Source organism: Streptomyces albicerus (assembly GCF_008905045.1).
Lineage (GTDB): Bacteria > Actinomycetota > Actinomycetes > Streptomycetales > Streptomycetaceae > Streptomyces > Streptomyces albicerus.
In genome coordinates, this window is the sequence record NZ_VWMY01000048.1 from 1 (window position 1) to 12,565 (window position 12,565).

Annotated in this window: 11 protein-coding genes; 2 read left to right on the forward strand and 9 right to left on the reverse strand. The window is 70.0% G+C overall.

Annotated elements, in window-relative coordinates; all coding sequences use genetic code 11:
• Positions 1-282: 282 nt before the first annotated feature.
• The 9 genes from GAS53_RS36190 to GAS53_RS36235 all read right to left on the reverse strand — a co-directional run bounded on the left by GAS53_RS36190 (position 283) and on the right by GAS53_RS36235 (position 9,622).
• Positions 283-570, reverse strand: a complete 288-nt coding sequence (locus GAS53_RS36190) for a DUF6207 family protein (protein WP_225859301.1) — start codon at positions 568-570, stop codon at positions 283-285.
• Between the two features lie 1,001 nt (positions 571-1,571).
• Positions 1,572-2,432: a hypothetical protein gene (locus tag GAS53_RS36200; RefSeq protein WP_151482008.1), complete on the reverse strand. Its 861-nt coding sequence runs from the start codon at positions 2,430-2,432 to the stop codon at positions 1,572-1,574.
• 43 nt (positions 2,433-2,475) lie between these two features.
• Positions 2,476-3,504, reverse strand: a complete 1,029-nt coding sequence (locus tag GAS53_RS36205) for a Gfo/Idh/MocA family protein (protein WP_151482009.1) — start codon at positions 3,502-3,504, stop codon at positions 2,476-2,478.
• A complete protein-coding gene (locus GAS53_RS36210; RefSeq protein WP_192583438.1) occupies positions 3,501-4,400 on the reverse strand; it encodes a sugar phosphate isomerase/epimerase family protein in 900 nt (299 codons plus the stop codon). Before GAS53_RS36210 ends, GAS53_RS36205 begins: the two co-directional genes overlap by 4 nt.
• A 75-nt stretch (positions 4,401-4,475) precedes the next feature.
• Positions 4,476-5,300 (reverse strand): carbohydrate ABC transporter permease, encoded by an 825-nt coding sequence (locus tag GAS53_RS36215; protein ID WP_151482011.1) that lies wholly within the window; start codon positions 5,298-5,300, stop codon positions 4,476-4,478.
• The gene (locus GAS53_RS36220) at positions 5,297-6,235 is read right to left on the reverse strand and encodes a carbohydrate ABC transporter permease (protein ID WP_225859302.1); all 939 of its coding nucleotides are present in this window, start codon (positions 6,233-6,235) and stop codon (positions 5,297-5,299) included. Before GAS53_RS36220 ends, GAS53_RS36215 begins: the two co-directional genes overlap by 4 nt.
• Positions 6,232-7,542, reverse strand: coding sequence for an ABC transporter substrate-binding protein (locus GAS53_RS36225; RefSeq protein WP_151482012.1), 1,311 nt, complete (start codon positions 7,540-7,542; stop codon positions 6,232-6,234). Before GAS53_RS36225 ends, GAS53_RS36220 begins: the two co-directional genes overlap by 4 nt.
• A gap of 92 nt (positions 7,543-7,634) precedes the next feature.
• On the reverse strand, positions 7,635-8,555 hold the full coding sequence (locus tag GAS53_RS36230) for a sugar phosphate isomerase/epimerase family protein (protein ID WP_151482013.1): 921 nt from the start codon (positions 8,553-8,555) through the stop codon (positions 7,635-7,637).
• Positions 8,552-9,622, reverse strand: coding sequence for a Gfo/Idh/MocA family protein (locus tag GAS53_RS36235; protein ID WP_151482014.1), 1,071 nt, complete (start codon positions 9,620-9,622; stop codon positions 8,552-8,554). The genes GAS53_RS36230 and GAS53_RS36235 overlap by 4 nt, the downstream gene beginning before the upstream one ends.
• Before the next feature lie 208 nt (positions 9,623-9,830).
• Here GAS53_RS36235 and GAS53_RS36240 point away from each other — a divergent pair, with 208 nt between their 5' ends.
• On the forward strand, positions 9,831-11,126 hold the full coding sequence (locus tag GAS53_RS36240; RefSeq protein WP_151482015.1) for an ROK family protein: 1,296 nt from the start codon (positions 9,831-9,833) through the stop codon (positions 11,124-11,126).
• Between the two features lie 26 nt (positions 11,127-11,152).
• Positions 11,153-12,418, forward strand: a complete 1,266-nt coding sequence (locus GAS53_RS36245) for an ROK family protein (protein WP_151482016.1) — start codon at positions 11,153-11,155, stop codon at positions 12,416-12,418.
• Positions 12,419-12,565: the final 147 nt, after the last annotated feature.

Sequence of the window (12,565 nt, forward strand, 5' to 3'; positions counted from 1 at the left end):
ATCCGCTTCCTGCATCTGGAGGACGTGCGAGCACTACTGCCGTTCGGGAGCGCCATCACTGTGCACGGCCCCACCGAAGCCAGGGCTCACCTCCGCGACCTCGCCACCAACCTTGCCCACCACTATGCGCCGTCACCAACGTCCTGACCCGCAACAACTAAGCCTTCGTTCGTGCCCTGCCGCGGCCCACGCGTAGCGGACTGCCCGAACGAAGCCACAGACTCCTGCACTGACTTCACCCGCAGACCGCGCACGTCGGCGGCAGGTGTGGCACGGTGCACCTCAGGCCTGGTCCGCCGCTCCCCCCGTGGTGGCGGACCAGGCCTCATGTGTGATGGCGGTCAATGCCCGCTCCGGCGAAGATGCCTGCGTCAGGACCTGCCGCAGATCGACGTACATACGCAGCCGCACGCCGGGCTGGCCTGCATCGCAGGTGGTTCGGTCGACGGTCGCGGCCCATGTTGGGGCGATCGCGTTCTGGAAGGCGTACACGGTGTCGTCGTCCAGGCCCGCCACTTCGAGGACGAGCAGGCCGGGTTCGGACAGATGCGCTTCTTGGATGGGGTCCACGTCTGTCAGTACGTGTTTGCGCACGGCAGGGTTCTCTCCAGGCGCCGGATTCACCCGACCGAGTGCGTTGACCAGCACCATCGGTCGGATCCCTCACCGCGAACCTCTCGGACGGGCGGCTGAACCGGGTGGTCGTCACGAACACCGCAGCGTCGGCCCGGAAGTGCACCCTGACGCCCAGCAGGTCACGTAGCTCACGGCACAGCGCGGCGACCAGGTCCTCGAACTCGGTTCCGGTCATCGCATCCACCTCGGCCAAGGTTCGACGCCCGGCCTTCACCGCCTCTTCTTGTCGCCAACGGCGGTCCCGGGCACGCACCCTCCTGTCCGCGCGCCACAGGCACCAGCCTGCTGCCCCCGCGCCGCCGAGGACCAGGGCTCCTATGACGTAGGGCCACAGTGCCGACCAAAAGACAGCCAGCACGATCAGCAGTCCACTGCCGCCGAGCCCGACCGGCTTCGCCATTGCCTTTCACCAGCGGCGAGCAGCCGAGCCCCGTCCACATCGATCCGTCATCTCCGCCTCCCCGCGCCGTCCCTGCACCGAAGTCTGGGCAGTTCAGGACAAGCTGAGACGAGCGCGAGTCGGCCACGGCCGATCCAGCTCGTGGAACCCGGTCAAACAGTCGAGGCCCTCTCCCACAGCGCCATCCCGACCGAGCGACGCGACAGAAGTCTGTATCAGCTCACTACAGTCATCGGTCATGGATGGGGTCACGGGGCCAAGGAAACGTTCATGGACCGCCCCACCGGGCCACCAGACCAGCCGGATTTCACCACCGCGCCGACGCCATCGACTTGAAGCTCGCCGGTGTCGGCCGGCTCACGATCGGCCGGAAGCTGACCGCCGAACAGCGAGTCACCGCCTACCCACGAAACTACGACATCGAGCAGTGACGCCAGGGCCTTCGTCGGCGCACCGCTGTGGCTTGAGCGGTAACGGCGGCGAGTGGCCCACCCGGGGGCGGCGGTGGATCACTGCATGGGTGGGACCACAACGATCAACCTCCGTTTGTCCACACGCCAACCGGTGATCGACGGTGGTCGTACCCATCTCCGCACCACCCCTCATGGGTAGCCAGCACGCAGGCGATGGTGGTCAGGTCGGGGAGGGCGGATGCCAACTGGTGGGCCGAGCAGGCGGGTTGGTATTCGGTGAGGTGGGTGTGGATGGTGCGCCAGAGGGCTCGCCGAGGGGATTCGAAGCGGGGGCGGGCCGTGTGCGCTCCGTCGGCGGTGAACTGGGTGACGACGGCCGAGCGGGCGGTTCCGGGTGCCGGCATGGTGATGTGCCAGCGGTCGGCGGGGGCGACGGTGGTGAGCGTGAGGCCGGGTGGGCCGACGGTGCCGGACAGGGAGACGACGGCGGTGCCTGCAGAGCCTGTGAGGAGGTAGCCGCGGCCCGGAGTGACGGCCGAGGGGGTCAGCGGGACGTTGGTGCCGAAGAGGTCTCGGAGCAGGGCGAGTTGGGAGAAGAGGCCGTCGGAGAGCCCGTCGGGGTGGGGCACGGCGACGGTGGACTCGACGATGGCGACGGTGTCGTCCAGAGAGGCGCGGATGCGGGGCAGTTCGGCGGTCCAGGCCGGGGCGGTGGCGTATCCGCTGTCGGCGAAGAACAGGGGGGCGTCCGGGAGTTCGGCCATGCCGGGACGGGGACGGTCGACCAGAACCGCGCGGGCCCCTGCGCAGGCGGCGGGCCAGTCGGGGATGGTGCCGTCGACTACCAGAACATCCGGGGTCAAGGTCGTCTCGGACCGTGTCGTACGGAAACGACCGGACAGCCCGGCGAGGACCGAGATGTGCCGGGCGGCGGTCACCGGGCCGTCGAAGGCGACGGTGAGCGGCGGGGAGAGGTCGGTCACTGGCTGACCCTTTCTGTCGCGGGACCGGCGGGTGTGCTGACGGTCATGCCTGGTCCTCGAGCAGAGAGGCGGCGCCGTCGGCCGCTTCGAGGGCGTAGAGCATGTCAGCGATGGCGATGGGCAGCCCGATCAGCGGTTCGGCGTGGCCGTCGACCACGTCGGCCAGGTGCAACCACTCCACCTGGTAGCCGTTGGCCGGGAACCGCCAGCAGCGGTCGCCGGAGACGTCGGTCAGGGTCGCGGTGGCGGAGCCGGCGAGTACGTAGGACGGCGGGTAGGTCATGTGCAGCCGGGCCCCTGGGGCCCAGGCTTCGAAGGTCCAGTCGGGCTCCCAGGCGCCCGGCATGAGGGCGACGAGTTCGGCGGTGCGGCCGTCGTCCCCGGTGAGCACCAGGCGGTAGCCGAACGGCGTCATGGTCTGTGCGGAGACCACCCGGACCGGGCCGGGCAGGAAGTGCCGCAGTTGCGGTACGGCGTGGGTGGCCAGGCCGAGGATGCCGGCCCTTAGACGATCGGCTGCGGTTGGGCGCGGGCCCGCGGGGGGTGGTGGCGCGGGAAACGCCGGGTCTGCGGCCAGGGCCACGAACTCATCGTTGCCGGGAAGGTAGATCCGGGAGCGTACGAGGTGCGCGCGCTCCGGCAGGTCTCCCCATTCCTCCCGTACCGCGATCCATGCCGGGTCGTAGGCGTGCATCGCCCCGACCACGACCGGGACACCGCCCTCCCCTGCCGCCTGGGCGATACGCTCCGCCTCGACCTTGGTGGTGGCAAGTGGCTTTTCGCACAGGATGCCGCGCTTGCCGGCCGCGACGGCGGCGGTCACCTGGTCGGCGTGGAACGCGTGCGGGCTGCAGATGGCCACCACGTCCACAGCGTCGTCGGCGAGCAGTTCCTCGACGGTGCTGCTGTGCCGGGCGCCGGCCCGGGCGGCGACCGTGGCCGCGAGGTCGGAGGCGACGTCCATGACGTGGGTGACGCGCAGCCGGTCGCCGAGGGTGGCCAGGGTCGGCAGGTGGATGGCCTGGGTGACGGGGCCGGCTCCGAGCAGGCCGACGCCGAGCGGCTTGCTCATGCGGTGACCTCCTGGCCGCGGCGGCCGGTGAGGTGCTGCTTGACCCATCGCGCGCTGACGGCGGCTGTGTCCTTCGGGGTGGGCTGGTCGGCGATGTCGACCTCGACGACGTACCAGCCGTCGAAGCGGGCGAGCACCTCGAGGACCGCGTCGAAGTCGATGTCCCCGCGGCCGGGTTCGGTCCACAGGTGGCGGGCGGTGGCGCTGCCGTAGTCCAGGGGCCCGGTCCTGGCTTCGGTCCGTACGGCGCTGTGCATGTCCTTCAGGTGCACGGCGCCGACCCGGTCCAAGTGTTTGGCGATGAAGCGGGCCGGGTCGGCTCCGGCCCAAGCCAGGTGTCCGGTGTCGGGGCCGAGGAGGAGCAGCGCGGGTTCGACGGCCGCGAGCACGGCGTCAGTCTCGGCCTCGGTCTCGATCCAGGTGCCGACGTGCTGGTGCAGACAGGGCGTGACGCCTTCGGCGACCATCGCCTCGGCGGCCTGGCCGATGCCCTGGGCGACACGGTCGAGCCGAGCCGCGTCCGGGTCTGTGCCCTGTGCGGGCAGCACCAGCCGGGGAACGGCAGGGAAGCCGTCGGCGATGAAGATCCGGGTGAGCCCCAGCTCGGCGTGCTGACCGGCGGTGCGCTTGGCCGCCTCGATCGCCTCCGGCACGGCGGCCGGGTCGCTGAAGGGAGCCTGGAAGTAGCCGGGCGCGGGGGCCAGTCCGCTGTCAGCGAGCAGCTGCTGGTAGTCAGCGGTGGCCATGCTGTCGGGGATCTCGATGTGGACGGCGTCGAACCCGGCCTCGCGGATCTCGCGGTAGATCTCCGGCAGCGGCGGGGCGGATTCCGGGTCAAAGCGGCCCGTCGGGGAGAAGAGCCATGTCAGGGGGTTGAACGCGACCTGTGCGAGCACAGAGATTCCTTCCGGGGGGTGTGAGGGAAGGTCAGGCGGTGTGAGAAAAGGGGCCAAGGGGTGGGGAACAAGGCCCTATTGGCCGGCCAGTGATCCGCCGATGCCGCCGACGCTGAAGAACTTGTTGAGCGCGGCGAAGACCAGGATCGGCGGGATCATCATCAGCACCGCGACGGACATGACGGGGCCCCAGTCGGTGGAGTTCTGCTGGAAGAACGTCTGCAGCCCGATGGGAAGGGTGAACTTGTCGGTGCTGCGCAGGAACACGAGGGCCACGAGGTAGTCGTTCCAGGCCAGCAGGAAGCTGAAGATGGCGGTCGACAGCACTCCGGGCAGCGAGTTCGGCAGCACGATTCTGAGGAAGCCGCTGGCCAGGGAGCAGCCGTCGATCCAGGCGGCCTCTTCCAGCGAGACCGGGATCGAGTCCATGTACGCGGCCATCATCCAGCACGCCACCGACATCGTGGCCGCGACGTACACGATGGTCAGTCCGGTGATGGAGTCGGCCAGGTCCAACTTCGCGAAGAGGATAAACAACGGGATGACGAAGACGACCACCGGGAACGACTGCACCAGGAACAGCGCCAGTGAGTATCCGGAGACGGCCTTGCCGCGCCCTCGCGACAGCACGTATCCCGCCGGCGCCGCGACCACTACTGCGGCGGCGGTGGAGATCAGTGCCGCCAGGAGGCTGTTGCCGAGCCAGGTCGTCGCCCCTGTGTCGGTGAGGACGTACGAGAGCGTGCTGAGCGTCAGCCCGGTCTCGCCGGTGCCGGCCCGGGGCTGCAACGCGAGGAGCACCACGGCGCCCAGGGGTACCAGCGCCACGGCGGTGATCAGGGCCAGGACGGCGAACCGCAGCCAGCGGCCGTAGCTCCTGTTGTGGGTATACGTGTTCACCGTGCCGCCTTCCTGATCTGGCGGAAGAGGACGGCCGCGACACCGCTCAGGACCGCGGTCATGAGGAAGGCGACGGCGATTCCGTAGCCGGGCCGGAAGTCCTGGAAGACGAGCCGGTAGGCGTAGACGACCAGCGAGTTGGTGGCGTCGACGGGGCCTCCGCCGGTCAGCAGGAAGATGGTGGGGAAGTCGTTCACGCAGAAGATCGTCATCAGTACCCAGCTGATGTAGGTGGGCCGGGCGATCAGCGGGAGCGTGATGTGGAAGAACTGCTGGAAGGAACTCGCCCCGTCCATCCGCGCGGCCTCGTACACGTTCTGGTCCACCGCCTCCAGCGCGGCCGAGGTGGTCATCATCATGAACGGGAAGCTCACCCACACTTTGAACGCGAACACGGTGAGCGCGGCGAGCGTCGGATCGGCGAGGAAGAGCACGTCGCCGAAGCCGAGTACGCGGGCCAGCGTGGGCAGCGGGCTGTCGTGGGTGTTGGCCAGCCAGTTCCAGCTGGTCGCCGATACCACGACCGGCACCACCCAGGGCAGCAGCAGAAGCACCCGGAACACCGACCTGCCGGGCACCCCGCTGCGCAGCAGCAGGGTCAGGCCCAGGCCGACCGCCCAGCTGCCGAACACCCCGACCAGGGTGAAGTACAAGGTGAAGCGGGCGGCTTTCCAGAAGGCGGGGTCGGACAGCGCGGCGGAGAAGTTGTCCGCGCCGACGTACGGCCCAGAGCTGATCAGGGTGCTGTCGTGGGTGGCCTGGATCGCTGCGTAGACCAGCGGGTAGGCGTTGATCAGCACGATGAGGACGAGGGAGGGCGCGACCAGGGCGCCCATGGTGACCCCCCGGCTGCGGCGGGCACGAGCGGGCTTCTGCCCGCCGGGGCCCCGGCTGCGCACCTGGAGACCGCCCTTCGCGATCTGGACGGTGCTCACTTCGATACCGCCTCGATGCCCGTCTGGAGCTTCTGCAGCAGGGTCTTGGAGTCGGTGCCGCCCTGGATGATCTGCTGGGCGAAGTCCGAGAGCGCCTTGCCGCCGTCCACGGCGTTGAGGCTCGGGAAGAGGGTCGTGCCGAGTGTCGCCTCGGTCTTGCCGACCGGCTGCCACTCCGCCGCGGTCTTGGCGTTGTTGGCGTTCTTCTGGAACTCCGGCAGCTCGACGATGCTCTTGCGGACGGGCATGGCCTGGATGAGGCCCTGCTGCCAGTACGCCTTCATGTGGTCGAGGTAGTAGGAGAGGAACGCCTCGGCGTCCGCTTGGGACCCGGCGTTCTTGTACATCATGAGGTTGTTGATCCAGGAGACCGTGCCCTTGTCGCCGTGCGGGCCGGAGAGCGGACTGGCGACCTTGAAGTCGCTTTGCTGCGCCTTCGAGAAGTTGGACTCGTAGCCGGGTGGGGCGAAGGCCATGCCGATCTTCCCGGAGGTGAGGTCGGCCACGAAGTTGTCCGTGGTGTAGCTGACGAAGCGCTTGTCGATCGCGCCGAGGGAGACCAGCTCGCGCAGGAAGTCGAGGGTCTCGATGTTGCGGTCGGTGACGCAGTCGGGCCTGCCGTCCTTGTCGTACATTCCGCCGCCGTTGTTGTAGAGCATCGACAGCACCTGCTGGGAGCCGAGGGTGGTGGTGGCTCCGCCGGCCATGCCGAAGCCGGACGCGCCGACCTTCTTCAACTTCACGCAGGCGGCCTTGAAGCTGTCCCAGTCGGTCGGCACGTCCGCGCCGGCCTTCTCCAGGAGCGACTCGCGGTAGTAGAGCACGCGGATGTCGACCTGCCAGGGGACCGCGACGTACGAGCCCTGGTACTTGAGCGGTTCGAGAGTGCCGGGCAGGAAGTCCTCGGCCTTGAGCTTGGCCACCAGGTCGTCCGCCGGGGCGATCGCGCCCTGGTCGAAGTACTGCAGCGCCTGGTAGCCCGCACCGGAGCTGACCGCGGGTCCGGTCTTGGAGGCGATGGCGGAGGAGAAGGTCTGCACGAAGTTGGCCCACGGAATGGACTGGTAGGAGAACTCGGCGTGGCCGGCGGAAGGCTTATACGCCTCGGTCAGCGTCGTGGCGGCCTTGATGTATGCGGCCGGGCCCCAGATCATGTCCCAGAACTTCAGGCCCTTGCCATCACCTCCGGACGAGGAGCCGCCTCCGCAGGCGGCCAGGAGTGCGCTGCCGACCGCCGCGGCACCGAGGCCGAGGAAGCCACGACGTGAGTATCGGCCGTCTGTCGAGGGGAAGTTGCCCACGGTCATGGTCTCTCCTTGCGATACGTCGTTGTACGGGGAGTCGTGCGGGAGCCGGCCGGGGGTGTCCGGGTGCGGGGAAAAGTGCGCGGGGATGCCGGTCAGGCGATCAGGAGCGGGCGCAGCGTGCGGTGGGCGATCAGCAGGCCGGTGCGGATCCGGTCCTCAGTGCCGCCCCAGACGGGGTCCTCGTGCTCGACGGAGAGCACGCCTTGGTAACCGCCCTCGTAGAGCGTGTCGGTCACCCGCCGCCAGTCGACGTCGCCGAGTCCCGGGACCCGGTAGCGCCACCAGCCGGTGTCCCAGGGGTCTTCGCGCAGGACGGCCTTGCCGGGCCAGCCGTAGCGGGTGCGGCGGTCGGGGAAGAGCTGGATGTCCTTGGCCTGGGCGTGTGCGATCCGGTCGACGTACGGGCGCATCGCCTCGACCGGGTTGATGCCCATCCACACCAGATGGGAGGGGTCGTAATTGAGGTAGAGGCCGAGAGAGAACATCCACTCCCACAGCTCCGGCGAGTAGGCGAGGTTGCCGGGGTAGCCGTCGGGATGCCAGCCCTCCATCACGCAGTTCTCGATGACGAGCTTGACGCCCTTCTCCCCGGCGTGCTCGACCAGCGGGGCGAAGGCCTTTTCGGCCTCGCGCAGGTTCTCGGTGACGGACTTGCCGGGGTGGCGGCCCACGAAGGTGCCGATAGTCGGGCAGCCGAGCAGGGCGGCGGCGTCGACGCAGGCGCGGACATGGGAGTGGACGGCTTCGCGCTCGGCGGGGTCGGGGTGCAGGTTGTTGTCGTAGTAGGCGAGCGACGACAGTGTCAGGGAGTGCCGGTCGAACAGTTCCTGTACGTCATCGGCGGCCGCGGCGCCGAAGCCGGCGGCGTCGACATGGGTGGCGGTGAACGGCCGGTCGCCGAGGGCGGGCCAGGCGGCCACCTCCAGGGCCTCGTACTTCTGCTCCGCGGCCCAGGCGGCGATCTCGGCGAGGGTGAGCCGGGGCAGGCAGGCGGTCAGGAAGCCGAGTTTCATTCCGCCACCCCCGTCCAACTGCCGCCTTCGGCGGCCGACTTGAGTACGACATCGGTGAGCAGGGCGGCCCGCAGGCCGTCGGCGAAGACCGGCAGTCCGTCCGGCGGGTCGCCGGCGATCGCGGCGTGCACATCGGTGACGAAGGAGGTGAAGCAGTCCTGGTAGCCCTGCGGGTGGCCGACCGGGACAAGGTCGTAGGGGTGCGCCGGTGCGGTGGTGGTCTCGGCGCCGCGCGGTACGACGGTGTTGGTGCCGCGTCCGCCGACCCACAGGGCGTCGGGGTTCTCCTGGTCGAACTGGAAGGAGGCGTCGGCACCGTCCAGCGAGAACCAGAGCCGGTTCTTGCGGCCCGGTGACACCTGGCTGATCACAGCCGAGCCGAGGGCGCCGAGGTCGGTCTCGAACTGGACTACGACACCGTCCTCCGTACCCGTCGTGCCGCGCGGCGTGTGCAGGAGGCGGGCCGCGAGCCGGGTGATCCGGTGACCGCTGGTGAACTCCACCAGGTCGCACCAGTGCACACCGATGTCGCCGAAGGCGCGCGAGAGCCCGCCGAGCGCCGGGTCGGTGCGCCAATTGTCGTCCTCGGGCCGGGAGAGCCAGTCCTGCAGATACGTGCCGTGCAGCAGCCGCAGCGGCCCGGCGTCGCCGCGCCGTACCCGGCCGCGCGCGTCGCGCACGGTGGAGTAGAAGCGATAGACGAACGGCACAGCCGCTACCGCCCCGGCTGCCGCGGCGAGTTCGGTCATGCGGCGGGCGTCGGCGGTGGCGGTGGCGAGCGGCTTCTCGCAGATGACGTGCTTGCCGGCGGCGAGGGCCCGTTCGGCGAGCTCGGCGTGCAGATGGTTCGGGGTGCAGATGTGCACCAGGTCCACGTCGTCGGCGGTCACGATCTCCTCGGCGCTGCCGCAGCGCTCGGCGTTCAGGCGGCGGGCGGCCTCGGCGCCGCGCTCGGGGGTGCTGGCCGCGACGGCGGTGACCACGCCTCCGGCGGCGTGGACGGCGCGAGCGTGGACGGAGCCGATGAATCCGGTTCCCACGATCGCGGAGCGTAGGCGGTCTGACATGGGGGTGCGGCCCTCCGTCTCGTCGTGGTCGTCACCTCACTCAAGGCGGACACACCCTGAGGGATATGGGATCTACATCACATAAGTTGGCGCGATCGGGAGCAACTTAAGTTCCGCAGGAACTTAAGTCAATGCCCTGAGCATCGTCTAAATCTCCATTCGGCCGATAAACTGGGGTGTCGAGCAGCTGAAGGTGGAGGAAGAACGCATGAGTGTCGGCCAGGACGGCGTGACGGGGCTGTCCGCCGGGGAACGGATCAACGACGCCGCCCGTCTGCTCGACCTGGTGCGCACCGGAAGGACGACCACTCGCCGGGAGCTGAGCCGACACTCCGGCCTCGGTCGCAAGGCGCTCAGCACCCTGGTGGCCGCGCTGGTCGACCGCCGACTGCTCGCCGAGGAGGGACCCGGCGGCTCCACCGCCAGCCGGACCCCTCGCGAACTGCGATTCGGGTCCGGCGCGGGCACGCTCCTGGTCGCCCAGTTCGGCGCCACCGGACTCAGCGCGGGCATCGCCGACCTGGACGGCCGGATCCTGCGTCGCCACCACGAGCCCCACCTCATCTCGGCCGGGCCGGAGGCGGCGCTGGCCCGGCTTGAAGAGCTGTTCGAACGGCTGCTGGACGGACTGACCGCGCAGGCGCCTCCCGTGTGGGGCGTCGGGGTCGGGCTGCCCGGGCCCGTGGAGTTCCGCATGGGACGCCCGGTCGCGCCGCCGATCATGCCCGGCTGGGACGGCTACCCGGTCCGCGACCGGCTGGCCGCCCGCTTCCGGGCTCCGGCGTGGGTCGACAACGACGTCAACGTCCTGGCACTCGGTGAACTGCACAGCGGGGTCGCCCGCGGCGAGCAGGACGTCGTCTACGTCAAGATCGGCACCGGTATCGGTGCCGGACTGCTGACCGGGGGCCGCCTGCATCGCGGAGCCAGAGGTGCCGCCGGCGATGTCGGCCATATCGGCGTACGCAGCGAGAAGCCGGTGGTGTGTCGCTGCGGCAGGTACGACTGCCTGGAGGCACTCGCCGGCGGAGTCGCGCTGGCCAGGGAAGGCGCAGCCGCGGCGCGTGACGGATCGAGTCTCTTCCTGGCCGCCCGCCTCGACGAGCGCGGCAACATCGAGGCCCGCGACGTGGCCGACGCGGCGCACGCAGGGGACCCGGTGGCCATCGCCCTCCTCACCCGGTCCGGGCAGCTGGTGGGCGAGATGCTGTCCACCGTCGTCAACTTCTACAATCCGACGGTCATCGTGCTAGGGGGCGGAGTGGTGGCGGCAGGCGACCTGGTACTGGCTACGGTACGGCGGACGCTGTACGAGCGCTCGCTGCCGCTCGCCACGCGCGACCTGCGCATCCTTCGGTCGGCGGACGGCGTGAACGGCTTGGACATCGGGCTGGTGGGCGCCGCCCGCATGGTCGCCGACGAGTTGTTCTCCACTCCGGCGCTGGCCCGGTGGCTGCCCGTGGGCTCGCCCGCCGGACGCCTCGAACTGACCGACCTCACCTGAGCGACGCCCTCGCAGGAGGATCCCGCATGACCGTCCCGGCGCCCGACGCCGCACAGACCTTGTGCACGCTGCTCGACATGGTCCGTGCGGGAGCGGCCACCACCCGGCCCGAACTCATCGCACGATCCGGCTTCGGCCGCAAACTCGTCACTCAGCGGATCGCCGACCTGCTGGAGCGGGGCCTGCTGGAAGAGGGCGAACTCGCCCCCTCCACCGGTGGCCGCTCGGCCCGCCAGTTGCGCTTCCGTGCCGACGCCGGCCGGATCCTGGTCGCCGAACTCGGCAGCACCAGCCTCAGTGTCGGTCTCGCCGACCTGGACGGCAATCTGCTGGCGCACCAGGAAGAGCCCGCCACCGCGTCGCACGGCGCTGACACCGTACTGGCCAGGGTCGAGGAGCTGTTCGACGATCTGCTCGCCGCCCAGCCCCACGGAGGTGCCCCGCTGTGGGGCATCGGCATCGGCCTTCTGGGGCCGGTCGACGCGCTCACTGGCTGCGCGATCCCGCTCGACTGGCTGCCGTCGCGGGGCTGGGGCGGCTACCCGGTCCGCAAGCGGCTCAGCGCGCGGTTCGACGTCCCCGTGTGGGCGGACAACGAGGTCAACCTGATGGCGCTCGGCGAGCACCGCGGCACGTTCCGCCGCAGCGTGGACAATCTCGCCTACGTCAAACTCGGCACTGGCATCGGCGCCGGGCTCGTCGCCGGGGGCCACCTGATCCGCGGTGCGAGCGGCAGCGCCGGCGAACTCGGCCATGTCAGCGTCATTGACGATCCGTCAGCGGTCTGCTGGTGCGGCGCGACCGGCTGCCTCGTGCTGTACGCGGGCGGCGACTCGCTCGCGACCGCCGCCGACCGGGCCGCGCGGTCGGGTGAAAGCCCCGTACTGGCCGCCCGCCTCGCCGCGGGCGGCCGCGTCGACGCCCGCGACCTCGCCGAGGCTGCGGCAGCGGGCGATCCGTACTGCGTGGCCCGACTCACCCGGGCCGGGCATCTGGTCGGGCGCGCGCTGGCAGCGTTGGTCAACGTTGCCAACCCGTCCCTCGTCCTCATCGGCGGAGGTGTCGCCAGCAGCGGCGACCTGCTTCTCGCCGCCATCCGCGAGGAGGCCTACCGGCTGGCCTTCCCCTCCGCCGCGCACGACCTGCGGATCGACTTCTCGCCGCTCAGCGACCGAGCGGGCCTGACCGGCGCGGCCTTCATGGCCGTCGACGAACTGCTGTCGCCCTCCCGCCTCCCACGCTGGATCGACGCCGGTTCTCCGGCGGGCCTCGCCGCCGTCGTGCATGGCTGAGGCCTGCTCGCGCTTGAGACCCTGTCGGCGATCACCGCACGCGACCTCCAAGACAGCCCCGAGGAGACCGTGGGCCTCGCCGCCGACCTGGGACTCCTCCTCGCTCTCGCCCAGGCCGTCCCCTATATGGGGCACAAACATCTGAAC

Excerpts from the sequence above, each read along its gene's own strand:
- GAS53_RS36205 (WP_151482009.1), bottom strand. The coding sequence starts at position 3,504 with ATGAGCAAGCCGCTCGGCGTCGGCCTGCTCGGAGCCGGCCCCGTCACC.
- GAS53_RS36225 (WP_151482012.1), bottom strand. The coding sequence starts at position 7,542 with ATGACCGTGGGCAACTTCCCCTCGACAGACGGCCGATACTCACGTCGT.
- GAS53_RS36230 (WP_151482013.1), bottom strand. The coding sequence starts at position 8,555 with ATGAAACTCGGCTTCCTGACCGCCTGCCTGCCCCGGCTCACCCTCGCC.
- GAS53_RS36235 (WP_151482014.1), bottom strand. The coding sequence starts at position 9,622 with ATGTCAGACCGCCTACGCTCCGCGATCGTGGGAACCGGATTCATCGGC.
- GAS53_RS36240 (WP_151482015.1), top strand. The coding sequence starts at position 9,831 with ATGAGTGTCGGCCAGGACGGCGTGACGGGGCTGTCCGCCGGGGAACGG.
- GAS53_RS36245 (WP_151482016.1), top strand. The coding sequence starts at position 11,153 with ATGACCGTCCCGGCGCCCGACGCCGCACAGACCTTGTGCACGCTGCTC.